We start from the raw sequence: 25,791 nt of genomic DNA, 5'->3' as shown, positions 1-25,791 counted from the left end.
CCCATCGGAAGGCTGAGTGGAGGGATTTATCCGGGGGTGGGAGCGCAGCGACCGTGCGGCGCAGCCGCATGCATCGAGAGGAGGTGCAGCGAAGCAAACCGTAGGCGATGCCCCCGGATGAATCCCGTAACGAAGGAACACCGAGCCAAAGCGAGGTGCCGAACGCCGGGGCCCAGCGTTTTGGTTCCTTTTGGGCGTTTGCAAAAGGGACTCGCCGTAAGGGCGAAACCGCCAGCGGCAACACCCGCAGAAACGGATAAACACCCCAAACCGCAGCCAAAAAAAAGCCCCTCAAAAAGAGGGGCTCCCATACAAAACCAAACCCAGAAATCAGGTCATCTGAATAATGGTCTGCATAATGGTGCTCTGAGTCGAAATGGTCTTGGCATTCGCCTGATAGTTACTCTGCCCCTTGATCAGATCAACCAGCTCATTGGTCAGGTTAACGTTCGACTCCTCCAGCGAGTTCGAAACAACCGAACCCAACGTACCGGTCTCCGGCGCATCGTAGCCCGGAATGCCCGAAGCGTAAGTCTCTTTCCAGCTGGTACCACCAATCGGCTGCAGACCCTGCTCGTTGGTGAAGCTCGCCAGCGCAACCTGGCCGATGGCCTTGCTCTGGTTATTGCTGAAGTTGGCAAACAGCGTACCGGTACCGTCGATGGTCAGGTTGGTGATCTGGCCAGTCGCGTAACCATCCTGAGTTGGGATCGAACGCGCGGTGTCAGCGTTGAACTGAGTGGTCTTGGCCATCGAAATGGTGATGCCAGCCGGGTTCGCCGAAGCACCGTTGGCCTTCCACACGCCGTTGGTGACAGTACCCGGTACCCAGCCAGTGAGTTTCAGGTCGCTGCTGATCACGGCAGGCGGCGTGCTGACCTGAGTCAGTTGACCGGTGGAGTCGAAGGTCATGGTCGAAGCGACAGGTGCGGTGACTTTCGGATCGCTGCCGGTAGCATCCGGGTTACGACCGTCTACCAGGGTGTAGACCTTCCAGGTGTTGGCACCGGTTTTCACCATGTATTGGTCCATGACGTGGGAGTTACCCTGGCTGTCATAGATCGGGGTGCTGAACGACTTGGTGTAGGTCTCGGTCTTGCTAGGGTCGAACTTGCCGGCCGCCACTGTGTCGTCGATCACCGGAGCGGTCGAGTTCAGGTTGATGGTCGAGGTCACCAGCGAGGTGGACTTCGGCGCCAGGTTCGAGGTGTCGATCTTCAGGTCGGTCAACACGCCGTTGATGACCTTGCCGTTGGAGTCCACACCATAGCCTTGCAGACGCGAGGTGTAGTCGGTGTTGGTGATGAAGCCGTCCTTGTCGACCTTGAACGTACCGGCACGGGTGTAGGAGATCGAGCCGTTGTTGCTCAGGGTGAAGAAGCCCGAACCGTTGATGCCCATGTCCAGCACGTTGCCGGTGTTGTTGATGTCGCCTTGGGTGAACTGCTGGGAAACGTTGGCCAGGCGCACACCGTTGCCGATGACCTTGCTGCCGCTACCCAGGCGAGTGGCCGAGTAGACGTCTTCGAATTCTGCACGGGACGATTTGAAACCGGCGGTCGCAACGTTGGCGATGTTGTTGCCGGTCACGTCCAGTTGCTTGTTGGCTGCATAGAGACCGCTAAGGCCGATATTGAAAGACATATTCCACTCCTTTGTGCCGGTTAGTCGGCTCTATATACCAATGGTTTGTACTTTGGACAGGGCAACGGTGCCCTTGCCGGACAGGTTGAGCATCAGCTCGCCACCGGTCTGGCTGATCGTCACGCTGGTGACCGTGGCTGGCAGGTAGGTCGCCATATCGGTCGAGGTACCGTTGATCGAGGCGTTCGCCTTGACGGTGTAGGTACCGGTTTTCACCAGGTTGCCGTCCTTGTCCTTGCCGTCCCATGTGAAGCTCGCATTGCCGGCGGCGCGGCTGCCCAGGTCGATGGTGCGAACAACGGTGCCGCTGCTGTCGGTGATGGAGACGGTGCCGCCGGCAATCGACGACGGAACGGTGACCGAACCGGTCATGCCTTTGCTCGGATCGTCGAGCTGTACCGAGTTGGTCTGCACGATCACGTTGCGGCCGACCAGCGACGAAGCCTGCAGGGCTTGCGACGAGTTGTAGTTGCCGGCCAGCGAGCTGACGGTGCTGTTGAGGGTGGTGATCCCCTCAAGGCTGCTGAACTGCGCCAACTGGGCAACGAATGCGCTGTTGTCCTGCGGGTCGAGCGGGTTCTGGTTCTTCAGCTGGGTTACCAGCAGTTGCAGGAACGCGTCCTTGCCCAGGGCCTGGCCGCCGGTCGAGCTGTTGGTGGCCGAAGCGATGCCGCCGGTGGTCGTGCTACTGGTCTTCTTCGAAGAGTTGGCCAGTATGTCGTTCATCGTCAGGCTGCTGGTGGTATCGGTAACACTCATGGCAGTCGCCCCTTATTACTGACCGAGGGTCAGTACCTTCTGCATCATGGTCTTGGCGGTGTTCATCATTTCGGCGTTGGTCTGGAACGACCGGCTCGCGGAAATCATGTCAGCCATTTCTTCCACCACGTTGACGTTCGGGTAGTAGACGTAGCCCTTTGCGTCGGCTGCCGGATGGTTCGGCTCGTAGCGCGCTTCGAGGTTGCTCTGGTCTTCGACCACGCCCATGACCTGCACGCCCTGGCCCGCAGCATCCTGGTTCTGGAACAGCGAATTGCTGCCGCCGCTCTGGCCGCCCTGGAACATGGTGGCGAATACCGGGTGACGGGCACGGTAGGTCTGATCGATGCTCGACGAGACGGTCTCGGCGTTGGCGATGTTCGAAGCCACGGTGTTGAGGCGGGTGGTCTGGGCGCTCATGCCGCTGCCGGCAATGTTGAAAACGCTGGACAGGGACATGGATTACTCTCCGCGCAGGGCTGATACCAGCCCTTTGAATTTGCTGTTGAGCAGGGTGAAGCTGGCCTGGAAGCCGACCGCGTTTTCCGCGTAGTTCGACTGTTCCAGCTGGGCGTCCACGGTGTTCTGGTCGATCGACGGCTGCATCGGCGTGCGATACATCAGCGACTCGTCACCATTGCCCAGACCTTCAGCTTCGATGTGACGGCTGTTGGTCATGTTCAGGGCGATGGTGCCGTTGGCGTTCTTCTGGCTCTGTGCTTCGAGCACTTTGGAGAACTCCAGATCCCGCGCCTTGTAGTTCGGGGTGTCGGCGTTGGCGATGTTGTTGGCAAGGACTTCGGCACGCTGGGCGCGGAAGCCCAGAGCCTTTTCGTGAATGCCGAGCGCTTTATCGAAGCTGATGCTCATGTCGGGAACCTTCAGGTGACCGGATTTTTCGTAACAGGGTTATAGCAAGCGGCGTGCCAGTTTGAGAAAGCCCCGGATTACGGGGCTTTGCGCGGAACCGGCAACGCGGCAATGCCAGAAAAGCGGCAACCGGTTTCCGCCGGATGCCGCTTTTCTGCCGCCGCCTGCCACCGGCAAAACCTTCAGGCATAAAAAAACGGGAGCCCCTGAGGACTCCCGTTTCTTGTGTTGCCGGTCTTGATCACTTCGCCTGGTAGATGATCCCCGGGCTGCACTGAACCATCTGGTAATGATCCGGCAGACCGTTCAGCGCCTCGGAAGCGCCAAGGAACAGATAACCGCCCGGCTTCAGCGTGCTGTGGATGCGCAACAGGATGTCCTTCTTCACCTCGGCGGAGAAGTAGATCAGCACGTTGCGGCAGAACACGATGTCGAACTTGCCCAGGCTTGCGTAGCTGTCGAGCAGGTTGAACGAGCGGAACTCCACCCGGTTCTTGATCGGTGCCTTGATCACCCAGCGCCCCGGCCCTTTCGGGTCGAAGTAGCGCTGCAGACGATCGGCGGACAGACCGCGACCGATTGCCAGGTTGTCGTACTCGCCGGTCTTGCAGTTGGTCAGCATGCTGCCGGACAGATCGGTGGCAACGATCTGCACACCCATCTTCAACTGGCCGATGTTGGTCCGCTCGAACTCGTCGATCGACATCGACAGCGAATAGGGTTCCTGACCCGACGAGCAGGCCGCCGACCAGATCCGCAGACGCTGGTTGGGAGCGGCCTTGATCGCTTCGGGCAGCACCTTGTTCTTCAAGACTTCAAACGGATAGGTGTCGCGAAACCACAGGGTTTCGTTGGTCGTCATGGCATCGACCACCTGCTCGCGCAAACCGCTGCGCGGCTGGGTCTGGATGCGCTGAACCAGCTCACCCAGGGACTTGATGCCTTGCTGCTCCATCAGTTTGTTGAGACGGCTCGACACCAGGTACTGCTTGTTTTCACCGAGCAAAATGCCACAGGCTTTTTCCAGGAAGACCCGGAACTGTTCGAAATCCAAATTACCCGTAGACAAATGATGCCGCCTCTTAAATATCGTGTTGAACGCCAGGGGCAAAAGGCCCTCAGCTGATATCTGCTGCTTTGATCCGGTCGACTACCCGGGATGCCAGGTCATCAGGACGGAATTTGGCCAGGAAGTCATCGGCACCGACTTTCTTGACCATCGCCTGATTGAACACACCCGACAACGAAGTATGCAGGATGATATGAAGCTTTTGCATGCGAGGGTCGCTGCGGATCTCGGCCGTCAGGGTGTACCCGTCCATCTCCGGCATTTCGATGTCGGAGATCATCATCAGGAACTCTTCTTCCGGCTTCTTGCCCTCGTCGACCAGCTTGCGCAGGTAATCCAGCGCCTGCTTGCCGTCGTTCAACGCCACCACTTCGACACCGACCGTCTGCAGGCAACGCGTCACCTGCTTGCGCGCCACCGACGAGTCATCGACCGTCAGCACCCGCAGCGACAACGCCTTGCTCTGGGTCTCGACATCCACCACGCCGACCGAAATCGCTTCCGGCGTCGGCGCGACTTCCGCCAACACCTTTTCGACGTCGATGATTTCGACTAACTGATTGTCGACCCGAGTCACAGCGGTCAGGTAATGATCGCGTCCGGTGCCCTTGGGCGGCGGATGGATCTCTTCCCAGTTCATGTTCACGATACGTTCCACCGAGCGCACCAGGAAACCCTGGGTCTTGGTGTTGTATTCCGTGATGATCACGAACGGACTGTTCTTGTCTTTCAAAGCACCGGAGCCGGTCGCCATCGCCAGATCAAGGATCGGAATGGTCGCCCCCCGGATATTCGCCACCCCGCACACGACAGGACTGGACTTGGGCATCAGCGTCAGTTGCGGGCATTGCAGCACTTCCCGAACCTTGAACACGTTGATCCCGTAGAGCTGCTGGCCGTCGAGACGGAACAACAACAGCTCCAGGCGATTCTGCCCCACCAGTTGCGTGCGCTGGTTCACCGAATCCATTACACCAGCCATGCCCAGACTCCTACACCAACGCCAAGTGTTGTTGCGACGCACATTCATTGCTAAACGGCACGGCGCTTGCTTTTTAACTCGTATGAACGCTCAAACGACATTTTTCCGACGCCTGACATCTCCCCTCCGCAGAGGGCTTTGCGCGATGTCCGCCGTTTGCCTTTTTTTCGCTGGCAGCCCTGCCGGTGCTGATGCGGTTACCTTGCCTGACATGCTTATCGGCGTCACTCAGGGCTTTCTTGAATTCACCGTAGAAGACTATCTGGCTACCAGTCAAACGGAAGGCCGTTATGAAATCGAGGTCAACCAGCTCGATCCACGCATGCGCATGCCTATGTGCGACAAGGAATTGACAGCGACACTGGAGAGTCCGGCACGCCCCCTGGGCCGTGTCACGGTCAAGGTCCGCTGCGAAGGCAGCTCCCCCTGGACGGTGTTCGTGCCCGCTCAAGTCCGCCTGTTTCGCGAGATTGTGACCACCACGCGACCACTCAAACGCGCCGGCATCATCGAGCCTCAGGACGTGACTTTGCGCGAACGCGACGTCAGCACGATCAATCAGGGTTTCCTGACGTCGGTGGATGAAGCCATCGGACAAAAATTGACCCGACCAACGGTAGCCGATCAAGTCATCACCCTGGTGCATCTGGAGCAGGCGGAAGTGGTTCGCAAGGGCGATCAAGTGGTGATCACCGCCCGCAGCGGCACCCTCGCCGTCCGCATGCCGGGCGAAGCCCTGTCGAACGGAGGCCTGAAAGAACAGATTCGGGTGAAAAACCTCAATTCCCAACGGGTTATCAAGGCGCAGGTTATCGCGCCGGGCCAGGTGGAAGTTGCCATGTGAGCGGCCATGTAGCGGTGATGTGAGCGGCTGTATGAACGGATATTTGAAAAGCCTCTGAGTACTCAAGCAGAAAACTGGCGCTGACCAGAGCTGTTCCCTAAACTGTGCCGCAGCAGGATCTGCAACGGCGCATGCAAGCTCATTGCTAAATGAGCCTAAAGTTTTCCAGGGGATGGCCGAGAACATGGCAAGCGTCCAAATTCCCAGAGGTTTTTAACATGGTCATCGATTTCAGCCGTTTGAACAGCTCCTCGTCACTTACGGGCAGTACACGTACCAGCAACGCCAAGGAAACCGCCGAAACCGGCACCTCCGCGCCGCTGAATACCCCGGCCGAACAGGCCAGTACCGCAAAAAGCGGGGAATCGGTACACCTCAGCAATGAGGCTCAACAGTTGCAGAAGGTCACTGACAAGCTGCGCGATCAGCCTGCCGTCGATAAAGCCCGCGTGGCCGAGTTGAAAGCAGCGATTGCCGATGGCAGCTACAAGGTCGACAGCAACCGTGTAGCCAGCAAACTGCTTAATTTCGAAGCCCAGCGCTAGGCCTCGGTCAGCGCCAGGCTTTTGGACGCTTAAAACCCAAGGCCAGCCATGCACGACACTAATTTATTGCAACTGATCACCGACGACTTTGCTCCAGCTCAACAATTGCTGGAGTTACTGCAAACCGAGTCCCTCGCCTTGCACGGTCGCGACATGCCTCTGCTGGAAGAAATTCTGGCGCGCAAACAGGCATTGATCATTCTGCTCGAACAGCATGGCCGCAAGCGCAGCGAAATCCTCGCCAGTCTCAATCTGTCGCTCGACCGCGCAGGCCTGGAACAACTGGCCAGCCAGTCGAGCATCGGCGATCAGTTGCTGAGCCAGAGCGATGTCCTGACCGACCTGATTGCCCAGTGCCAGGCGGCCAACGTCAAGAACGGCCAGTCGATCATCATGCAGCAGGCCGCTACGGCCAATCAGCTCAAAATCCTTACCGGCGGCGAGCCTCCTGCGCTCTATGACGCCAGTGGCACCTTCTCCAAACTGCAGAAACCGCGCGCGCTCAGCCAGGCGTGATGCTTTCTTCTATGCTTGCGCCCTATCAACGTGCGAAACATGCTGGCAAAATACTGGCCAGCCGTAGTCAAATTTTGTCTGGAGATTGATTTAACGTGTCCAACGATGACGCTCCGCAGCCCCCAAAGGTGCTCACCACGCCCCTGGAGATCTCCAGCAATCTGCGCCAGCTGCAAGAGAGCCACGATCCGCTGATCATTACGTTCCACGAGCGCAGCCAGCGCTTCCAGAGCTACCTGATTGAAGTCGATCGCGAAAACGGTTCGATCAAGCTTGATGAGATGATCCCGCGCGACGGCGAACGTTTTCTGGAAGCAGGCGAACCGTTCAAGGTTGAGGGCTTTCATGATGGCGTGCGCATTGCCTGGGAATGCACAGGGACGCTGAGCATCAAAGACTCCGACGGCGACCGCTTCTACACCGGCGACCTTCCCACCGAAGTGGTTTATCACCAGCGCCGCAACGCCTTTCGCGCCGCACTGAAACTGACCGACCTGGTCAGCGTCGTGCTCGGCGGCGAAAAGCTCAAGGCACCGCTGGATGGCAAATTGCTGGACATCTCGGCCACGGGTTGCAAGCTGCGCTTTGAAGGCGATATCACCGACCGCCTGCAATTGGGCCAGGTCTATGATCGCCTGATCGCCGCACCGCTGTTCGGCAACCAACCGGTATCGGTCGAGCTGCGTTACCTGCACTTCGAAGAAAAGCTCAACATCACCTTCGCCGGCCTGCGCTTTCACAACATCAGCGGCCCGGCGGCCCGCAACGTCGAGCGTTTCGTTTATCAACTGCAGCGCGAAGCGCGTCGGTTCGATAAAGACGATCTCTGATCGGCAGGCATGAAAAACGGGCAGTCACTGCGGTGACTGCCCGTTTTTTTATGCCCGGATCACGGCTTGGCGGGAGTGATGTCCGGCCCCTCGTCTTCGACTGTCGAGTCGGTGGGCGCGGCAGATTCTGGTTCAGGTTCTGGCTCAGGCTCCGGTTCAGGAGCGACCGTATTCTGCATCTGCTCCTGCACCACCTGCTCGTCAACCCGCGGGTCAAGCGCTGCTACCAGCGGCGAACTGGACATGCTGTCCGGCATCGCCACGTGATGCAGCGGTGCATCGTCCACCTGGTGCAGATTGGTCACGGCTTTCGGTCGGATCCGCCACACCAGCACCAGCGCGAAAAAGGTGAAGAACGCATACAGGCTCTGCGGCCCGAACAGCTTCATCAGCACCCCGGCCGCCAGCGGCCCGATACTGGCGCCCACGCCGTAAGTCACCAGCAGCATCGCCGTCAGCGACACCCGGCGCTCGCCTTCGACGTGGTCGTTGGAGAACGCCACCGCCAACGGGTACAGGCAAAACTGCACCAGCGAGCAGAGGAAGCCGACCACGAACAGAACCTCCAGCGGCACCTGCGGCAGGATCGCCAGCGGCAACGCGGCAATCGCGAGGAACAACGCAAAGCAACGAATCAGCAGCGCCCGGTCATAGCGGTCGGACAACCAGCCCAGCGGCCACTGCACCACCAACCCGGCAAAAATGCAGCTACCCATGAACAGACCGACCTGCTCGGTGGACAGCCCCTGCTGCGAGGCATACAGCGGCGCCAGACCGTAGAACGAACCGATGATCAGCCCCGCCCCGAGCACCGTGCTCAGCGACTGCGGCACACGCTTGATAAAGAAGCGCGGCTCCATCGGCGCCGGGTGCAGCGGCGCCGGGTGAATCCGTCGGGTCAGTGCCACCGGCACCAGACACAGGGCGAAGCACAGCGCGACCAGCATCAGCAGTTCCAGGCCAAGGCCCGGGTGCATGACCAGAATCAGCTGACCGAGCACCAGCCCCAGATACGACGCGATCATGTAGCCGCTGAACACCAGACCGCGCTGATTGGCGTCAGCCTGCTCGTTCAGCCAGCTCTCGATGACCATGTATTGGCACATCATGCCGAGGCCGACGATGGTCCGCAGCACCAGCCAGGCCGGCAGCCAGTCCACCAGGCCATGACCGAGCACCGCCGCACCGACGATCCCGGCACACGCCGAGTAGGCGCGGATATGCCCGACCCGGGCAATCAGGCGGTGACCGATCTTGCCGCCCAGCACCAGACCGAAATAGTTGGCCGCCATCAACGCACCGACCCACAACCCGTCGACATGGTCGGCAGCCAGACGCAAAGCCAGATAAGTAGAAAGAAGGCCCGAGCCGATCAACATCATCAGCGAGGCGAAATACAGCGCTCGAAAGGATTTCCAGATTTGGCGCATCGGCGTTCCGAGCGGCTCCTTGCGGTAAGTATCGGGCTATCAAACGATAGCCCGACGGCGACATGTCGTCAGGCCTGGGCTGCTAGAACACGGCGTTCCCAGGGAGTGATTTCGTCAAAGAAACTGGTCAACTCCATGGTCTTCGAAGCGATGTAGCCTTCGATGAACTCCGTGCCGAACAGTTCCTTTGCAAGCTGGCTGCGTTTCAGACGTTCGAGCGCCGCGTGCAAGGTACACGGCAGCGAAAGATGGTCCGGCACGTCGAACTCGCCTTGAATCGCTTCGCTTGGTTCGAGTTCATGCTCGATGCCGTACAGGCCGGCGGCCAGGCTAGCAGCGATGACCAGATACGGGTTGGCATCGGCGCCCGGCAAGCGGTTCTCGACCCGACGGGCGACCGGCGAACTGGCCGGGATACGCAGGCCGGCGGCGCGGTTGTCGTGGGACCAGCAGGCATTGTTCGGCGACGCAAACGGATGGCACAGGCGCTGATAGGAATTGACGTTCGGCGCGAACAGCGCGGTGAAGTCAGCCATGCCCGCCTGCTGCCCGCCGATGAAGTGGCGGAACATCGCAGTCGGCTGACCGTCCGCATCGCTGAACACATTCTTGCCGCTGCCGATCTCGACGATGCTCTGGTGAATGTGCATCGAACTGCCCGGCGTGTGCGCCAGCGGCTTGGCCATGCACACCACGGTCAAACCGTGTTTGAGCGCGACTTCCTTGAGCAGGTGTTTGAACAGGAAGGTCTGGTCGGCCAGCAACAGCGGATCACCGTGCAGCAGGTTGATCTCGAACTGGCTGACGCCCATTTCGTGCATGAAGGTATCACGCGGCAGACCGAGGGCCGCCATGCATTTATAGACTTCACTGAAGAACGGCCGCAGACCGTTATTGGAGCTGACGCTGAACGCCGAGTGACCGTCCTCGCGACGACCGTCGAGACCGACTGGCGGCTGGAACGGTTGGTTCGGGTCGGTGTTCGGAGCGAACACAAAGAATTCGAGTTCGGTCGCCACCACCGGCGCCAGACCTAGGGCTGCGTAGCGGGCAATGACTTTCTTGAGCTGACCACGGGTCGACAGGTTGGAGCTTTCGCCGGTCAGCTCGTCGGCATCACAGATGGCAAAGGCCCGCGGCTCTTCACTCCATGGCAACGGATGGATCTGCGCCGGATCGGCCACCAGCGCCAGGTCACCGTCATCGCTGCCATAGAATTTCGCGGCGGGATAACCACCCATGATGCATTGCAGCAGCACCCCCCGGGCCAACTGCAAACGCCGCCCTTCGAGGAAACCCTCGGCGGTCATTACCTTGCCACGTGGCACACCGTTCAAATCCGGCGTGACACATTCAATCTCATCAATGCCCGTCAATCGCTGCGCGAGTGAACGCTGGCCATCGGTTGTCATGACGCAATCCTTGTTATTGTGCGAGCCGCGAACGGCGACCCGGACAAAATAGGCTTCGGCTGTTCGGAATATCAAGCAGCAGCCAACAAAAAGAATTCCGGTCGATGAATCGGTGATTCAGGGCAGGTAAATACTGAACACGCCGCCGCCCAACGGGCCGCCATTACGGATCTCGGTCCGACCGCCAACACCGTTGCGCTGATGCAGCGCAGCGATGCGTCCGGCGAAGTACAGACCCAGCCCGGTGCTGCCACTGCTGTGGTTGATGCCCTGCACGTAATCGGACTGGCGCTCGAGCATTTCGGCCGGGTAACCGTCGCCGTCGTCATTGATGCTCAGCACCAATTGCCCGGCTTCGTCGCTGACGGTGATCAGCAGCGATTCACGGGCGTAACGGATCGCGTTGTTGATGCAGTTGCCCAGCACCGAGGCGATCAGTTCACGATCAAAGAAACCCAGCGGACTCAGCGGATCGACTTCGTAAGTGGCCAGAATTCCGCGACTGGCGAATACCTCTTGATGGGCCGCCAGTTGCGCTTCGATGAAATCGTCCAGCTCGTGATAGGCCGGCTGCAACGGCATCTGATTCACCCCAAGCTTGTACAGCCCGAGCAGTTGCACCAGCATGCCGTTGAGGTGGGCGAACTCGAAGTCGATCACGCCCTGCTCCGGCCCCTGGCGCTGCGCTTCGGGCAAGCGTGCCAGCCATTGGCTGTGGGCCTGCATCAGCATCGCCAGAGAGTTCTTCATGTCGTGCACGGTGGAGGCGATCACCGTGGAAAAATCCAGTGCCTGCTCGTCTTGGTTCATTCGCCAAACGCCTTGCTTTTCAGCTTCTGATAACGCGGATAACGCGCGTCGGTGTCGGGCATCAGACCCACCAGTTTCAGGCAGGCCCGACATTCTTCCAGCTCCGCCGACGGCACATTGGTGTCGGTGCCGTGCAGCAGCGACTGGGCCATGTTCAGCGCGATACTGATGTTCTTCGGTTGCATCTTCAGCGCCTTGCGGAACACCTCGCGGGCCTCCACCAGGTTGCCGGTCTTGTACACGCGCACGCCCTGACGGTTGAGGTCGGCGGCGGCGTTGCTGGAGCTGAGAATAGTCGGGTCGTCGGTGAGCTTGGCGATGTCTTTCATCACCGTCGGGTCATCGCCGTAGATTTCCGCACAGCTCTTGAGCATCGAAGTGCCCGCCTCGGCCTGGCCGAGCATCTGCAATTGCTTGGCGACCAGCAACGCCGCCTCGGGGCTCATGAACTGCTCCATGCCGTCAAGGCGCATCAACGCTTGCTCGGTGAGCTTCTCGGCGGTCTCGGCATCGTTGAGCAACAGGCTCGTGGCCTTCATCAGACGCGCGCGAATCTGCAGGCCCGGGTCGGTAGGGTTTTCCTTGGCCACGGCGCTGAGGGTGGTGTTGATCTCCAGACGCGTACGGGTGTCGAGCCCGCGCTCGCTGCCCTTGCTGATCAGGGCATGGGCCAGGCCGAGATTGCTTTCCGGGTCCTTGAAGCGCGATTGCGCGCCCTGATTCACCGCCTGGCGGTAAGCCCGGGAAGCCGTCTCGAAATCTTCGTTGGCCATCGCCAGCTTGCCCAGCAACGCCTGACGGCGCACCGCCAGCGGCGACAGGCGAATCGCCTCCTCCAGCACTTGCTGCGCGCCTTTGGTATCGCCTTCGGCGACCAGCACGTCAGCCATGCCGTCATACAGCGCCGGCATCATCGGGAAGACCTTCAGGGCTTTTTCATAAACGCCTTTGGCCTGACTGACCTGCCCGCGCTTGAACAGCAACTTGCCCAACCCGGCAAACGCCCAAGGCAACGGCCGGTCGGCGATGATGCTGTCGTAAAGGCGCTCGAGCGCTTCGTTCTGGTTCATGTCGCGCAACGCATCGGCGCGATAGCGCAGGCACAGCGGCGAATAACGGATGTCCTGTTTGCACAGGGCGATACAGGCATTGAGCACCTCGACCGGTTTGCCACGGTCGAGGGCTTGCAGAATCGGCTTGAGCAGGGTCTTGCGCTGCTCCAGACGTTCAAGCCGCTGAGCGAGGCCGGACCGATTGAACGGCTTGGTCAGGTACGCGTCCGGCTCGTGCTCCAGGGCACTGAGCACCATCGCCTGACTGGTCTCGGCCGTGACCATCACGAACACCGCTTCGTGGCTGATCAGCTTCTCCATCATCAGGTCTTCCAGCACCTGCTGGCCGTTCTTCTTGCCGTCACCGAGGTGGAAGTCCTGAAGGATGAAATCGTAGGACTTCTGCGCGCACATTTTCAGCGCCTGCTCACCAGTGTCTGCGGTGTCCACATCCTTGACGCCCAACTCGCGCAACATCGAACGCACGGAACTGCGGAAATCCGAGAAATCATCGACGATCAGAAAACTCTTTTGGTGATACGACAGCATCGAGGATTTCCAGGCAATTGAAGAGGATGGACCATTTCCAGGCGCGCAGATGATAGCTGCCGGCCAAATGCTATCAAGCGATTTCGCGCGACTCTGAAGTCACCGAATGGGTTATCGGCCGGATCAGGGGTTCTCTTGAAGCGAGGGTTCAAGATTCGTTGCGCAAGGATTACCCTGCGCGGCGGTTCTCACCTTCCAACGGCAAAGGATTCATCGTGTACATCAAGGGACGCTACATCGTGTCGGCCTGTGCGCTGCTGTTTTTGCAGCAGGCACTGGCGAGCGGAATGGACTGCACAAAGGCGGCGAGTGTTGTGGAGAAGGCGATTTGCGCGGACAAGCCGTTGCATGAGCTGGATGCGCAGATGGGGGCGGCTTACCGGAAATTGATGAAGGCTGCACCGGCGCAGGCGGAAGTGAAAAAGGCTCAGCGTCAGTGGCTGCAGGAGCGTGATCGATGTGGCGAGGAGGCCAGTTGTCTGAGCCAGCGTTATCAGGATCGTTTGCAGGTATTGCACGCGCAGTGGATCGAGGCTGTCGCCTACAAACCGGACGACGTTGATAAACAGGTCATGGAGGATCTGCAGCAGCGGGTTCGGGAGATGAGCAAGGAGAGTCCGGAGTTTGCGCTGGAGCGGGCGCTGAATTCTCTGACCCTTGGCTACGTCGGCAGCTCGTTTTCAGCCGAGCTGGATGACGATGAGCAACCGCTCTTCCCCACGACCATCCCCAAAGATGTCACGCAAGACGAGTGGAAAGCACTGCAAGCATCCGACATCAAGGGAGCCGCAGAGTCCGGCCAAACCTCTTACACCCTTATGGATCTGGATGGTGATGGCCAGCGTGACCTCATCGTGGAAACCTACTCCGGCGGCACCGGGATGTTTCATTACACGGAAACCTGGCGTCGGGGCGACAGCAGATTTATCAGGAGAACGGCTGAGATTGCCCCTCAGAACAGTAACGACAGCGTCCTTTTCTATACCAATGACCGCGGTGCCAATCAGGCCGTGTACCTGATCGGTGCTCGCGGAAAAGTCTATTTCGCCTACCAGAACGGCAGCTACGGCGAAGATCAGGTCTACCTGCTCAATCCCCTGCAGATCAACCGGCAGGTGCCGACGATCAGCGTGCGCTATGACTACCAACTGACCGTTCCACACACTCAGTACATCGAGGACAGCGACAAAGCCTACGAACTGGAACCGTCCCTGCAGAAAGTGCTCGCCAAAGCTGTGACCGGTCTGGACGCACATGCGGGGATGACGGGACAGCAGAAAACACCACTCTGCCCCATCCCTCCATCCGCCAAGGACACTGAGGAGTACTACGGCTATGGCGCGAGTTACTACGCGATCGAACCTGTCGCCGATTTCCCCGTAGTCATTGGTGATGATTGTTATGTCGCACGACTGATCAACTGGTTCGGTACCTACGACGAAAAAAGCGGTCTGCCTGCGTTACTGTTGATGCGCAAACCCGAGTCCGAAGATCCGCAGCGCAGTTATTCAGTGAACGGGCGCCGGCACATCACGCAGGTCAGCACGTCAGTCGGCAAAACCGAAGGCGGAGCTGATAATTTCTAAAGCCTCGCGCCTTTCGAAAGACAAAAAAGCCCCACCCAGATTTCTCTGCGTGGGGCTTTTCACTTCAGGGCGCTTCTCAGACCTCCGCCACCAACACATCGGCAATCCGAATACTCAACGCCGCACCTGTCAGCGTCGGGTTCACGCAGGAGGACGATGGCATGACGCTCGTCCCCGCAATGAACAGGTTGGAATGGTCGTGACTGCGGCAATCGCGGTCTACCACCGAGTCTTTCGGATCATCGCCCATGATGGTGGTGCCCATGATGTGCTGACGGTTCTGGAAGCCCGTGTCGGTGCTAAGAATGTCGGCGTCGAGCAGTTTTGCAAACTGCTTGAAGTCTTCCAGCGCCTTCTCTTTACCGGCGTGCCAGTAGTCGGGAACGCTGTAGTAGATCTCGGGAACCGGCAGACCGATGGCGTCGAACTTGGTCTTGCTCGGGGTGACCCGGTTTTCCGGCAGCGGCAAGGTTTCGAAGTCGACGGCCCAGTTCAGGGAGCGCGCCGATTGCAGGCGGATCTGCTCATCGAGCTTCGAGCCCAGCACGCCTTTGGCGATCAGGTTCGAGGTGATTTGCGACGTCGGCACGGTGTTGCGCACCTTGATCTTGTAGCTCGGGTAATCGTTGCGAAACGCGCCATCGCGACTGTTCAGATAGACCAGCAATTGCGTCGGCCCTTCGCCCGGCCACATGTCTTCCTTGGTCATGACGTTCATGCTGATGCCGGTGTGATCCATCAGGTTGCGCCCGACCTGATCCGAGGAGTTGGCAATCCCGTTCGGGTACTTTTCCGAGGTCGACATCAACAGCAGCTTCGGCGACTCGATACCGTATGCCGCCAGTACAAAGGCCCGGGCGGTCAGTTTGTGTTTGGACTTGTCGGGGCGCATGTACCAGATCGCGGTGATCTTGCCGTCGTCGCCCGCCTCGATCTTGTAGACGACAGAGTTGTCCAGCACCTTGGCGCCATGGCGCTCGGCCTCATCGATATGCATCGAACCGTCGTACTTGGCTGCAATCGGGCATACCGGGTTGCAGTTGTTGTTGCCGGCACAGGGAGGCCGTTTGCCATAGGGGCGGGTTGCCCGGCCGTTCGGCTCGAGGATCGGGTTATACCCGCCCTTGCTGAGCAATTCGGAGAGGCGCTTGAACATGTAGCTCGGCTTCAGGCCCTCCATCGGATAGGGAATCGAGCGCGGCGGATAGGCGTCCCCGCCCTGCCCGCTTTCGTCCTGGCCGTCGACACCGGAAACGCCCAGTTCGATTTCAGCCCGAGCGTAATACGGTTCCAGCTCGTCATAACTGATCGGCCAGTCACGACCACGGCCATACAACGACTTGAGACGAAAATCGTTGGGCAGCATGCGCCACAGCGAGGAACCGAAGTGCCAGGTGGTGCCGCCCACCACACGCAAGTAAGAAGTGTTGTATTTCACTGGCCCTACCTGCTGCAAATAGTCGCCGTAGGTCGACGGCGCGTGAGGCAGGCTCGGATAGGGCGACCCGGCGCCCTGCAGCTTGGCATTGGCCAGCGAGAGTTTCACCGGGGCATTGCGGAACGTTTCCACCACATCACGGCGATTCACCCGGGGACCGGCCTCGAGCACGATCACCGACTTGTTCGCTTTGGCCAGGCCCGTGGCGATCAGACCGCCCATGACACCGGAACCGATGATCACCACATCGGCATCGAATTGATCGCTGCTCATACTGTCGAGTCCTGAATGACTGCTGGTTTGGGACCCCATGAATCCGGGCCGCCACCGTAGGTTGGAATGATGAGAATGCCGTGAGTGGGCTGATACATCATGGCGAGGGAATAGCTGATCAGCTCCGCATCCGCCGGCTCACCGACGATGCCCAGATACCAGGCGGAAATGATGCTGGTGGCCGTAGCCCGCAGCGATGGATCCGGATTCGGTTGCGCCAGGTATTCATCGACATGCCGGTACCCCTGCGCGCCGATCAATTGCTTCAAGGCAATCACGTTGGTCGAGAAATTCGGCGCGCGCTTGTCCAGCGCAGCGTAATAACGATCGGCCAGAACCGGATTGACCGCACGGCTGACCAGAAACTGCGACAGCGCAATGAAATCGTCGCTCGATACCTGCGCTGCCAGCACCGACTGCCAGGGCAGCGCACTGCTGATCATCGCGGCCAGGCCCAGCGTCACGGAACCACGCAACAGATTGCGGCGAGTGAGCCCAGTCGAGCTTTCGGTTTGAGTTTTTTCGTGTTTGTGCGTCATTGAAGTGTCCATTGCTCAGGCCTCCTTGCGCCGACGTGCAATCAAGGCCCATGCGCCCAGGCCCATCAACACGCACACGAGAATGATGACCGGGGTCGTAAACTTCGCCATTACTGCCAGCGGTGCCTTGGGACCACCGTCCCGTACCTGCGCCACATCGGCGGCGGTGACAATCGTGTCGGCATTGCCGTAGCGCGACAGCACGTAGTTGCTGACGTCGGCAATCTGCTGGTCGTTCAGGCGGTCGGTGAACAGCGCGTCAGGGCCGAAACCCGGCATGTCGATGGCCACACCGTCGACTTCACGATGCACGCCGTACACGATGGTCGCGATCAGGTTGTCGCTGCGACTGGTGGCGGTGTTGTGAAACAGCGATGGGTATTCCCGCGTGCCTTGACCGTTCGGCTGATGGCAGTTGGCGCAAGTGCCACTGAATATCTGCCAGCCCGGGTTGTCCCCCGGTTTGCCTCCGCGCAGCGTCAATTCATCGACCGAGGCCTGACCGTACTCGTGGCGGGCTTTGGTTTCCCCACTGTTGATCGGCGCCGTCTGCAGCAGATAGGCCGCAATGGCTTTGAGATCCACATCGCTCAAATGCTGCAGACTGTTCTCCACCGCCTCGGCCATCGGCCCCGCCGCCTGGGCCTTGCCCTCGACGTGACCGGTACGCAGATAGGCCACGATCTCGTCGCTCGACCAGGCACCGATGCCGCTGACTTTGTCGGAAGTGATATTGGGGGCATACCAACTGCCCAGTGATCCGCCGGCCAACGGTTTTGCGCTGTCGGCCGCCATCAGGACATTGCGCGGTGTGTGGCAGGTATCGCAGTGAGCCAGGCCGTTGACCAGATAGTCGCCGCGATTGACCTCGGCGGACTTGGCCGGATCCGGCGTGAAGCGTGTTTTGCTGTGGAACAGCGCGTTCCAGCCAATCATCGACGCGCGGATATTGAACGGGAAATCCAGAGCGGTTTTCTGGTTCAGCGTATCGACCGGCGCCACTTCATGCATGAAGTAGTCGTAGAGCGCAGCAATGTCGCTGTCGGTCATCTTCGAATAGGAGGTGTAGGGCATCGCCGGGTAAAGCCGAGTGCCATCGGCCGCCACCCCGTCACGCACCGCACGGGCGAATTGCTCTGACGTGTAATTGCCGATACCCGCCGTTTTCGAAGGCGTGATGTTGGTCGAGTAGATCGTGCCCATCGGTGAACCGAGCGGATAGCCGCCCGCAAAAGCCCTGCCGCCTGGCGCCGTATGACAAGCCACACAGTCAGCGGCTATCGCCAAACGCTTGCCAACCGACGCGCTGCTGTCGAGCGCCTCGCCATGCACGGCTCCGGCCATGGCGATCAACAGCGTGACCAATCCGGCAAAGGCGTACCCCCTGCGTTTCCCTTTATCAATGCGACGCGACATGAGTCCTACCCTAGGCTGCTTCGTTCTTTTTTCACGGTTCTGGAAATCACGAACACGGCATCCTCGTCATCTCGGAAGCCAAGAACGAGGAGGTACGATGTCGTACGTATTTTTTGGAATATTCCACACAATGTAACACTTGGCAATAAATAGAAAAGGCCAAGTGCCATCTTTTGTATGTATGTGCTGAATGCTCTAAACCGCTGGTTACAAGGGGTTTAATGCGGAATATATTTAGATAAGAAACAACCTGTAACCCTACAGTTGTGGACTCCGCAGCCGAAAGATGTACGACGACAAGCCATTTGCTTACGAGCTGCGCTCGATATTGACCCGCCCCCACATGTCAGCAGGATGCCCCCTAATGAGTTGGTTGAATGACGCAAGACTTTCCACGAAATTGATCACAGCCTTCGCGGCGTGCGCCTTTATCACGCTGGGGGTGGGCCTGCTGGGAAGCCGGGGAGTGACCGAACTCTCGACGAGCCTCAGATCGGTGTTCGGCAACAATCTGGTCGCCGTCGCCAACGTCGCGCAGACCAAAATCAAGGCTGTCGGACAGACCCGTGACATGTATCGGCTTTACGTCGCCACTGCCGCCAACCTGCCACAGAGCACCAAAGACGAATTCCTCGCCTCGATGAACGCCAACCAGTTGGCGAGCGAAAAAGCCTTTGCCGAATACCGGAAAACCGAGCTTGCCGACGACGAACGTGCAGCCGGTGACCGGATGGAGAAGGCCTGGCCCGTTTACCAGGCGATCGTGCAAAGGTATCTGACCCTGATGAAGGCCGGCGACCTGGAAAATGGCCGCGAACTGCTGCTCGGCGATCTGCAGAAAAACTACCGCGTCGTCATGGACGAATTGACCATCATGACCAACTCCAACGACATGCAGGTCAGCGAAGCCGCGAAGCGATCGGTTCTGACGGAGTCCTCCGCCAAGACCTCGCTGTACATCGGCATCGTGCTGGCCTTTGTCGCGGCGATTTTGCTTGGCCTGTTCATCAGCCGACTGATCAGCCGCCCCATCTCCAAAGCCGTTGAAAGCGCCCGAAGCATCGCTGGGGGCGACTTGACTCAAAACATCGTCAGCACCGGCCGCGACGAGGCCGGTCAGTTGCTCACGGCCCTGGCCGAGATGCAGGGCAGTCTGAAAAGCACTATTCAGCAGATCGCCAGCGCGGCAGATCAACTGGCGTCCGCTGCCGAAGAACTCACCGCCGTCACTGACAATGGAAGCCGCGGACTGATTCGTCAGAACGACGAGATTCAGCAGGCTGCAACCGCTGTCACGGAAATGACCTCCGCCGTGGAGGAAGTTGCGCGCAATGCGGTATCCACCTCCGAGGCCTCCCAGACCACCAGCCGGGAAGCCAGCAATGGACGCGATCAAGCGCGAAACGCCGTTGCCGCGATCAACCATGCAACCACGGAAATCGCCACCTCCACCACCATGGTCAAGGACCTGGCAGAGAAAGTACGGGACATCGGCAAGGTTCTGGATGTCATCCGGGGGATTGCCGAGCAAACCAATCTGCTGGCGCTTAACGCCGCCATCGAGGCTGCACGCGCGGGTGAGCAAGGTCGAGGTTTTGCCGTGGTCGCCGACGAGGTACGAGCCCTGGCGGCAAGAACCCAGGCTTCGACGGGGGAAATCGAAGGCATGATCAACGACGTTCGCAACAGTGCAGACGAAGCCGTCGGCGCCATGGGGAAAAGCCAGGCGCTGGTCAGCGAAACCCAGTCACTGGCGCAAGCGACCGGCCAGGCATTGGAGCTGATTGCCGACGGCATCTCGCAGATCAATGATCGCAACCTCGTCATCGCCACAGCCTCGGAAGAACAGGCACACGTTGCTCGTGAAGTGGACCGAAATCTGGTCAACATTCAGGATCTTTCCACCCAGACAGCGGCAGGCGCACATCAGACCAGCGCCTCGACCCAGGAACTGTCCAACTTGGCAGCGTCGTTCAACACTCTGGTCAGTCGCTTTCGCTTATAAATTCCTGAAAACAAAAAGCCCCGCCAGATCACTCTGCGCGGGGCTTTTTCAATAGATGGTGTCCCAGGGCAGGTTCGAACTGCCAACCTTCCCCTTAGGAGGGCTATCCAGACGCCAGCAAACAGTGGCCAAACCCCGCATTTATTGGGCTTTTCGTCCGGTTGTGTCCGTGAAAACGACGCCGTATAGTTCTTTTTGCACCCACCATGCACCCATGGGAACAAATTGAAAGAGAAGCTCACCGCCAAGCTGCTGGCGTCCCTGCAGATAACCGGCCAGGAATATGAGGTCCACGATACCACCGTCGGCGGTCTGTTCGTGCGCGTCACTGCCGCCGGCGCCAAGTCCTATGTAGTGACCTGGGCCAGGGGCCGCAAGAAGACATTGGGTCGCATTGGCATACTGACGTTGGAGCAAGCGCGAGCGGAAGCTACTCAATATCTCGCAGAGGCAAGAACCCTGGGGGAACCGCTAGCCATTACCCAAGGACGTAAAGGCGCTACCCTCCCCTCCTTACGCGAGTTCATCGATGACATATACATGCCTTGGTTCAAGACGCACCACAAAGGGCATGAGAAAACGCTGCACACGCTCGACCACAACTTCGAAGCAATCATGCCCCAGCGTCTCGATGCGATCACTGGCCGCGACCTGGACCAGATCCGTACGGGATGGATGCAGTCCGGCAATAAGCCGTCGACGGTCAACCGTAAAATGGGCTCTATCAGCGGCGTATTCAGCAGAGCCGTTGAATGGGAGTACATCGATGCCCACCCGATGGACAGGCTCAAAGCCTTAAAGGTCGACTCGATGGGACTGGTCCGCTACTTAGATGCTGAAGAGACCAAAAGACTTCGGGAAGCACTCGACGCCCGCCAAGACGAAGCGAGGACGGAGCGCGAGAGTGCGAATAAGTGGCGAGCGGATCGAGGCAAGGAACTGATGCCGAGCTTGCTGCAGGTCCCATTCACCGACCACCTAAAGCCTATGGTCCTGGTATCGCTGAATACAGGCATGAGACGTGGAGAGCTGTTTGACCTGAAATGGTCGGCGGTGAACTTCCATACGAAGACGATCACCGCCGCCGGCGCCACCACCAAAACCAGCGACACACGACACATCCCGATGAACAAGGAAACGGTGCGCGTGCTGGAAGACTGGAAAAAGCTGGCCGGCAAATCTCGATACGTGTTCCCGAGTCAGGAAGGCGGCCGTCTGGAGGACGTTAAAAGCGCCTGGCTCAAGCTGCTAGAGCGCGCCGAGATCGAAGGCTTCCGCTGGCACGATATGCGGCACGACTTCGCGTCACGCCTGGTGATGGCCGGCGTACCGCTCAACACAGTCCGGGATCTGCTGGGGCACGCGGACATCAAAATGACTTTGCGTTACGCGCACCTAGCACCTGGAACAAAGGCTGCGGCAGTCGAACTGATCTAGAAGGGTATGAGATCAGCTTCGCTTAGCGGAACGATAGTAGAGCTGCCCTTATGGCGATCAACGTGCTGCAGGATGGTTTCCCAGTTGTCCGTAACCAAGAACACTGTCAGCTCGCCAGTCTCTGGGTTGTAGCCGCCGCCTTTATTCTTATGCCAGAAATATCCGGTAGCCTTAATCGTTTCCCAAATCCTCAGTTCGTCGTAAGTCAGTGCTTCTGGCATATGAAGGGCCAATTTTATGAGTCTTACAGACTCATCTGTGGACCAGACCTTATCCAATACCGATGACAGCGTTTGACCGTTGGAGTCGAGTTGCTGATTCGTAATCGCTTGCGATATCGCCCACTCCACTACCGCGGTCAAGGAGCGCTTCTGTAGGCGCCCCATGATGTCCAGCGCAAACTTAATTTTCGGATCAATCCTGATCCCAACGGCAACCGTAGTGCTGGTCTCGCCGGTCCGCTTGCTCGTTTTCGTCGCCATATACCTGCCACCTCAATAGGTCGACCCAACCGACCCCAGATGCATAGCTTGCTGCACTCGCATTCTCTCGTCAATCCGACTGAGTACGAATGAATTTAGCAAATGCTTGAACATTTATATTTTATAAATATAGACTAGCAACCACTGGCACCAATCTAACCCAGCCAGAAGGAGTCGTTATGTCACAACTCGCCGCACTGCCACCTCTCTCAGTCAGCGTTGAGGAAGCAGCACGTATGACCGGCTACTCGCGGTCCGGTATTTATGAAGTCATGGCTAATGGAGATCTGAAGGCGTTCAAGCTTGGCAAACGCCGATTGATTCTTGTGGCCGAACTGAAGGCTTGGATTGAACGCGCAGCTAAGGCCGGCGCACGGTGAGGCTCAAAAATAAGGGGGAGATTTTGCGCACGACTGCGCTGGAGATTGCCAAGGCGGTGTTGGAGCACCGCCTCAGCGATAACACACTGGATAGCACCAACGTGAAGGGCAAACTATGACACGCCATTCTTCAACCGAGCAAGACCGCAAGATGATCGAGGCGCTGAGAAACGGCCCGGTCTCCTCCGTCGAGGCAGCTCAAACACTCGATATCGTTCAGCCACCGAGCACGATTCGCCGACTTAGGAAAAAAGGGCACGAAATCCGCACCTACTGGACGCATCAGTCCACGGAGCCAGGTCGGCCGCCTCACCGCGTCGCCAAGTACATCCTCATGCGCGAAGCATCGTAATTCAGAGAAGCAGGGGTGTCCTCATTTTTGAGGATACCTCGGCGCCTGCCTGTGAGCGTTTGAATGGCCAGAAAAAAGTCCTACAAGGTCGACTTTGGCGGCGGTCGAGTGCTGGCCCTGCCCTATCGACTGCTGATCAGTGACGCCTTCGACAACCTATCGCCCAAAGCAGTGGTGGTGCTGATCAAGCTGGCCAGGAACTACAACGGCAAAAACAACGGCGACCTTGCCTGCACTGTCGCGATGTTGTCGAGCGGCCGGAGCATGGATGACAAAACGTTGAGATCTGCGCTGGAAGAGCTGATAGCCGCGGGATTGATTGTAAAAACTAGGGAACACGGACCTTTCGCGCAGGATGGGAAGCATCAACCGGCACTATATGCGATCACTTGGGCCGCGATAGACGATTGCCCCGGCAAGAACCTGGAACTACGCCCGGGCCCGCCCCGCTTTAAGTTCGTCTGATTTCGAAATACCCGGTGGGATTTTTTCCGGTGGGTACTGGGAATTTTTCCCAGTGGCTAAAGCGACGATTGTCCGGTTCTGTCCAGTCCTGATTTCTTGCCTAGTCACCACTGGGATTTTTTCCCAGTGCCTCTCAATGAAACCGGGGCCTGTAGCGATCAGGCCAACGGGAAAAAATCCCAGTCTTATATAATTACACCACCATGGGGGTTATTAAATGACCTTGCACGCCATCAAACAAGCTAGCTGCCAGCACGGTTACGCAGGCAAATGTAAGCGAGTTGGAGGCTTCATCTTTCTTGTTCTCGACTTCCTTCCTTGGACACTGATCGGTATGTGTCGCCCTTGCGCGGAAGAAGTGAGAAAGGATCTGATCTACCAGGTTGAAAAGGGCAAAGGCCGATAGTCGTCGCCTGCCCTCAAACGAAAAAGGCACCACCCTGTAAAGGGGTAGTGCCTTGGATACCACGAAGCTTTCGTAGTTTTTCAGTCGACGTCTGTAGGAGCGAACTGCTCAGCACCAGCCCGCAGTGAGCGCAGACCAATCACCGCCGCCCGGGCCACTCGGTCGATAAAGCCCGTTTCCAGACTTGTACATCGCCCTCCCATTCCTACGATCGCGAATTGGATCGCATGGAACGCCTCAGTCTCGTCGTGGGTGGCCAGCTCGGCAATCTCGACATCGAAGCAGGCGATGCCCTTTTCCCAGTCTCCAGGCACGCCATAGTTGTACCGCGGCCAATTGATGAGTCGACCGGCATCATCGCGCTTGGTGAAGCTCAGGTCGTCCCGTGATCGAATAGCGGCGCTCATTGGGCCACCTCCACCGCGTCGAGCGCCTTCTGCATCTGCTCGACTTCACTGTCGACGTAATTCGCCCAGTCGTAGCCAAGGAAGCTGCCGAGGCTGGCCAGCTCTTCGATATCGTGCGACTTGCCGTGCTTCAGGTCCTTCGTGATCGCGTTGAACAACACACGCATATTGCTGATGCGTTCGTGCGTGGCGCGCAGAAGCTCAAGGGCTTCGTCGGCGATGCGAGCGGTAGGCTGGCTCATTGCACACCCCCTACACAGATCCCGCGAAATGGAGCGGCGCCTGGCAGAACCTTCACGCTGATGTCGCCGAGGATCTTCAGTGGCGCCAACTGAGCCAGCTTGATGGTGGCCGGCAGCACCATGGTGGTGATGACCTGACCGTGCGCGTCCAAAATTTGGATGGTATTCTGTTTAAATTGCATGACGTGTGCCTCTAAGCGTCGTCGTGTGATCGCCAGGCCGCTGTTGACGCAGCGGTCTGGCACCTCTTCTCTGATGACTCAGATCTGAGCCAACTTCAAATGTGGGGAAATCCCACCGTTTACTGCTTACTTTTCTCGCTGATCCAACCCGCCGCCCAGCTCAGTGGGTCTTTTGCGTTCATCGGCTTGAGTGGCTTGCCGTCCCGCGCCGCCTGCCTCCCCTCCTCCTCTGTCTCTGTGTGAATCCATACCGTTGTGTGTCTAAATCCAGCTTCGCGTTGGCGCTCTTTGAAGAGCCTTTGGCGATCTGCTGCCGATAGCGGTTGCTTCGTATTTTCCTGCTCCTTCATACCCACCTCGTTACCACTCACGACGGCATTGATAATGCCCCTTTGTGAGTGGTAACGCAACAAGAAAGACTCAAAATTTCTACCATCCCATCGTTTACTAGAAACGACTTTCCGCATTTGCGAACCATTCGGCCTACCGCTACGATGATGGCCATATGCCAAAAATCGGTCTCGCGCATTTAGCGTAAAACTATGACCAATGGAGTGCTGATGAAAACTAACTACACTTTCGCGCTAGAAGGTCATAGCCGATTTATCTCGGAAGTAACAACCATCCGAGAAAATTATTTAGAACCTATACTTGAAAGTGAAGACTGGGATTACTCAAGTAAGTTTTTTCAAGACATACCTTCTTTAAGATTGGACTTCAGACCAAAAGCGCTCGGCGGACTTGAAGTTGCTGGTACGGTAATATTATTCCTTGGCACCTGCTTTGCAAAAAAAGTTTTTGACGAATTCTATGACCGCCTACTAAAGCGACCTGTCGGCGAGATGGTGGATACAATAATAAAAAAAGTA

The 25,791-nt window shown here is 58.3% G+C and carries 29 protein-coding genes; 11 read left to right on the top strand and 18 right to left on the bottom strand.

Features of this window, described 5'->3' with window-relative positions; translation table 11 throughout:
* Positions 1 to 330: 330 nt before the first annotated feature.
* The 6 genes from flgE to EIY71_RS27510 all read right to left on the bottom strand — a co-directional run bounded on the left by flgE (position 331) and on the right by EIY71_RS27510 (position 5,324).
* Positions 331 to 1,644 carry a flagellar hook protein FlgE gene (gene flgE / locus EIY71_RS27535; protein ID WP_085607420.1) on the bottom strand — a complete coding sequence of 438 codons (1,314 nt, stop codon included), beginning with the start codon at positions 1,642 to 1,644 and terminating at the stop codon, positions 331 to 333.
* 30 nt (positions 1,645 to 1,674) lie between these two features.
* On the bottom strand, positions 1,675 to 2,403 hold the full coding sequence (flgD, locus tag EIY71_RS27530) for a flagellar hook assembly protein FlgD (protein ID WP_085745111.1): 729 nt from the start codon (positions 2,401 to 2,403) through the stop codon (positions 1,675 to 1,677).
* 15 nt (positions 2,404 to 2,418) lie between these two features.
* Positions 2,419 to 2,862, bottom strand: a complete 444-nt coding sequence (flgC, locus tag EIY71_RS27525; RefSeq protein WP_007960329.1) for a flagellar basal body rod protein FlgC — start codon at positions 2,860 to 2,862, stop codon at positions 2,419 to 2,421.
* 3 nt (positions 2,863 to 2,865) lie between these two features.
* Complete coding sequence (gene flgB / locus EIY71_RS27520; RefSeq protein WP_007960328.1) at positions 2,866 to 3,273, bottom strand: flagellar basal body rod protein FlgB; 408 nt, start codon at positions 3,271 to 3,273, stop codon at positions 2,866 to 2,868.
* A 241-nt stretch (positions 3,274 to 3,514) separates the two neighbouring features.
* Complete coding sequence (gene cheR / locus EIY71_RS27515; RefSeq protein WP_134023860.1) at positions 3,515 to 4,342, bottom strand: protein-glutamate O-methyltransferase CheR; 828 nt, start codon at positions 4,340 to 4,342, stop codon at positions 3,515 to 3,517.
* A 49-nt stretch (positions 4,343 to 4,391) separates the two neighbouring features.
* The gene (locus EIY71_RS27510; RefSeq protein WP_007960326.1) at positions 4,392 to 5,324 is read right to left on the bottom strand and encodes a chemotaxis protein CheV; all 933 of its coding nucleotides are present in this window, start codon (positions 5,322 to 5,324) and stop codon (positions 4,392 to 4,394) included.
* An 82-nt stretch (positions 5,325 to 5,406) separates the two neighbouring features.
* On the opposite strand from EIY71_RS27510, the gene flgA reads away from it, so the two are divergent.
* The 4 genes from flgA (at position 5,407) to EIY71_RS27490 (ending at position 8,059) form a co-directional block, all read left to right on the top strand.
* Entirely contained in the window at positions 5,407 to 6,168 is a 762-nt protein-coding gene (flgA, locus tag EIY71_RS27505; protein ID WP_134023858.1) for a flagellar basal body P-ring formation chaperone FlgA, read from the top strand.
* A 218-nt stretch (positions 6,169 to 6,386) separates the two neighbouring features.
* A complete protein-coding gene (gene flgM / locus EIY71_RS27500) occupies positions 6,387 to 6,713 on the top strand; it encodes a flagellar biosynthesis anti-sigma factor FlgM (RefSeq protein ID WP_007960324.1) in 327 nt (108 codons plus the stop codon).
* A gap of 48 nt (positions 6,714 to 6,761) precedes the next feature.
* A complete protein-coding gene (locus EIY71_RS27495) occupies positions 6,762 to 7,229 on the top strand; it encodes a flagella synthesis protein FlgN (protein WP_007960323.1) in 468 nt (155 codons plus the stop codon).
* 95 nt (positions 7,230 to 7,324) lie between these two features.
* Positions 7,325 to 8,059 (top strand): flagellar brake protein, encoded by a 735-nt coding sequence (locus tag EIY71_RS27490; RefSeq protein WP_007960322.1) that lies wholly within the window; start codon positions 7,325 to 7,327, stop codon positions 8,057 to 8,059.
* Between the two features lie 59 nt (positions 8,060 to 8,118).
* Here EIY71_RS27490 and EIY71_RS27485 read toward each other — a convergent pair whose 3' ends face one another.
* The 4 genes from EIY71_RS27485 to EIY71_RS27470 form a co-directional block, all read right to left on the bottom strand.
* Entirely contained in the window at positions 8,119 to 9,489 is a 1,371-nt protein-coding gene (locus EIY71_RS27485) for an MFS transporter (RefSeq protein ID WP_085745113.1), read from the bottom strand.
* A 68-nt stretch (positions 9,490 to 9,557) separates the two neighbouring features.
* Positions 9,558 to 10,799 carry a glutamine synthetase family protein gene (locus tag EIY71_RS27480; RefSeq protein WP_178083799.1) on the bottom strand — a complete coding sequence of 414 codons (1,242 nt, stop codon included), beginning with the start codon at positions 10,797 to 10,799 and terminating at the stop codon, positions 9,558 to 9,560.
* Positions 10,800 to 11,018: 219 nt separating this feature from the next.
* Positions 11,019 to 11,711 (bottom strand): sensor histidine kinase KdpD, encoded by a 693-nt coding sequence (locus tag EIY71_RS27475; protein ID WP_064598685.1) that lies wholly within the window; start codon positions 11,709 to 11,711, stop codon positions 11,019 to 11,021.
* Entirely contained in the window at positions 11,708 to 13,312 is a 1,605-nt protein-coding gene (locus EIY71_RS27470) for a tetratricopeptide repeat-containing response regulator (RefSeq protein WP_102717803.1), read from the bottom strand. Before EIY71_RS27470 ends, EIY71_RS27475 begins: the two co-directional genes overlap by 4 nt.
* 215 nt (positions 13,313 to 13,527) lie before the next feature.
* On the opposite strand from EIY71_RS27470, the gene EIY71_RS27465 reads away from it, so the two are divergent.
* A complete protein-coding gene (locus EIY71_RS27465; protein ID WP_102717804.1) occupies positions 13,528 to 14,898 on the top strand; it encodes a lysozyme inhibitor LprI family protein in 1,371 nt (456 codons plus the stop codon).
* A 76-nt stretch (positions 14,899 to 14,974) separates the two neighbouring features.
* On the opposite strand, the gene EIY71_RS27460 is transcribed toward EIY71_RS27465, so the two are convergent.
* Genes EIY71_RS27460 through EIY71_RS27450 form a run of 3 tightly spaced genes read right to left on the bottom strand, consistent with a single transcriptional unit; the run spans position 14,975 to position 18,564 of the window.
* Positions 14,975 to 16,609: a GMC family oxidoreductase gene (locus EIY71_RS27460; protein ID WP_039772094.1), complete on the bottom strand. Its 1,635-nt coding sequence runs from the start codon at positions 16,607 to 16,609 to the stop codon at positions 14,975 to 14,977.
* Positions 16,606 to 17,160: a sugar dehydrogenase complex small subunit gene (locus tag EIY71_RS27455; RefSeq protein ID WP_102717805.1), complete on the bottom strand. Its 555-nt coding sequence runs from the start codon at positions 17,158 to 17,160 to the stop codon at positions 16,606 to 16,608. The genes EIY71_RS27460 and EIY71_RS27455 overlap by 4 nt, the downstream gene beginning before the upstream one ends.
* 3 nt (positions 17,161 to 17,163) lie before the next feature.
* Entirely contained in the window at positions 17,164 to 18,564 is a 1,401-nt protein-coding gene (locus EIY71_RS27450; RefSeq protein ID WP_134023854.1) for a cytochrome c, read from the bottom strand.
* Between the two features lie 364 nt (positions 18,565 to 18,928).
* Between EIY71_RS27450 and EIY71_RS27445 the strand changes: the two genes are divergently transcribed.
* Both EIY71_RS27445 and EIY71_RS27440 read left to right on the top strand, forming a co-directional pair.
* Positions 18,929 to 20,569 (top strand): methyl-accepting chemotaxis protein, encoded by a 1,641-nt coding sequence (locus EIY71_RS27445; protein WP_134023853.1) that lies wholly within the window; start codon positions 18,929 to 18,931, stop codon positions 20,567 to 20,569.
* 225 nt (positions 20,570 to 20,794) lie between these two features.
* Positions 20,795 to 22,006 (top strand): site-specific integrase, encoded by a 1,212-nt coding sequence (locus EIY71_RS27440; RefSeq protein ID WP_134023851.1) that lies wholly within the window; start codon positions 20,795 to 20,797, stop codon positions 22,004 to 22,006.
* Here the strand turns inward: EIY71_RS27440 and EIY71_RS27435 are convergent.
* Positions 22,003 to 22,488, bottom strand: coding sequence for a hypothetical protein (locus tag EIY71_RS27435; protein ID WP_134023849.1), 486 nt, complete (start codon positions 22,486 to 22,488; stop codon positions 22,003 to 22,005). The two genes, EIY71_RS27440 and EIY71_RS27435, sit on opposite strands and share 4 nt — an antisense overlap.
* Before the next feature lie 179 nt (positions 22,489 to 22,667).
* Here EIY71_RS27435 and EIY71_RS27430 point away from each other — a divergent pair, with 179 nt between their 5' ends.
* From EIY71_RS27430 to EIY71_RS27420, 3 genes are all read left to right on the top strand, one after another.
* Positions 22,668 to 22,868, top strand: coding sequence for a helix-turn-helix domain-containing protein (locus EIY71_RS27430; protein WP_134023847.1), 201 nt, complete (start codon positions 22,668 to 22,670; stop codon positions 22,866 to 22,868).
* Positions 22,869 to 22,983: 115 nt separating this feature from the next.
* Positions 22,984 to 23,220: a helix-turn-helix domain-containing protein gene (locus tag EIY71_RS27425; RefSeq protein ID WP_102688154.1), complete on the top strand. Its 237-nt coding sequence runs from the start codon at positions 22,984 to 22,986 to the stop codon at positions 23,218 to 23,220.
* A gap of 63 nt (positions 23,221 to 23,283) precedes the next feature.
* Positions 23,284 to 23,685, top strand: a complete 402-nt coding sequence (locus EIY71_RS27420) for a hypothetical protein (RefSeq protein WP_134023845.1) — start codon at positions 23,284 to 23,286, stop codon at positions 23,683 to 23,685.
* 486 nt (positions 23,686 to 24,171) lie between these two features.
* Here EIY71_RS27420 and EIY71_RS27415 read toward each other — a convergent pair whose 3' ends face one another.
* The 4 genes from EIY71_RS27415 to EIY71_RS27400 all read right to left on the bottom strand — a co-directional run bounded on the left by EIY71_RS27415 (position 24,172) and on the right by EIY71_RS27400 (position 25,272).
* Entirely contained in the window at positions 24,172 to 24,498 is a 327-nt protein-coding gene (locus tag EIY71_RS27415; RefSeq protein WP_134023843.1) for a hypothetical protein, read from the bottom strand.
* Positions 24,495 to 24,740 carry a hypothetical protein gene (locus tag EIY71_RS27410; protein WP_134023841.1) on the bottom strand — a complete coding sequence of 82 codons (246 nt, stop codon included), beginning with the start codon at positions 24,738 to 24,740 and terminating at the stop codon, positions 24,495 to 24,497. Before EIY71_RS27410 ends, EIY71_RS27415 begins: the two co-directional genes overlap by 4 nt.
* Positions 24,737 to 24,922 carry a hypothetical protein gene (locus tag EIY71_RS27405; protein WP_134023839.1) on the bottom strand — a complete coding sequence of 62 codons (186 nt, stop codon included), beginning with the start codon at positions 24,920 to 24,922 and terminating at the stop codon, positions 24,737 to 24,739. The genes EIY71_RS27410 and EIY71_RS27405 overlap by 4 nt, the downstream gene beginning before the upstream one ends.
* A gap of 119 nt (positions 24,923 to 25,041) precedes the next feature.
* Entirely contained in the window at positions 25,042 to 25,272 is a 231-nt protein-coding gene (locus EIY71_RS27400) for a hypothetical protein (RefSeq protein WP_134023837.1), read from the bottom strand.
* Positions 25,273 to 25,482: 210 nt separating this feature from the next.
* Between EIY71_RS27400 and EIY71_RS27395 the strand changes: the two genes are divergently transcribed.
* On the top strand, positions 25,483 to 25,791 hold a 309-nt coding region (locus EIY71_RS27395), incomplete at its 3' end, for a hypothetical protein (RefSeq protein ID WP_134023836.1).

Origin of the sequence: Pseudomonas sp. CH235, assembly GCF_004368175.1 — a bacterium.
Classification (GTDB): domain Bacteria; phylum Pseudomonadota; class Gammaproteobacteria; order Pseudomonadales; family Pseudomonadaceae; genus Aquipseudomonas; species Aquipseudomonas paraglycinae.
Note: the sequence above shows the minus strand (reverse complement) of the source record. Positions and strands in the feature narration are given on the sequence as shown.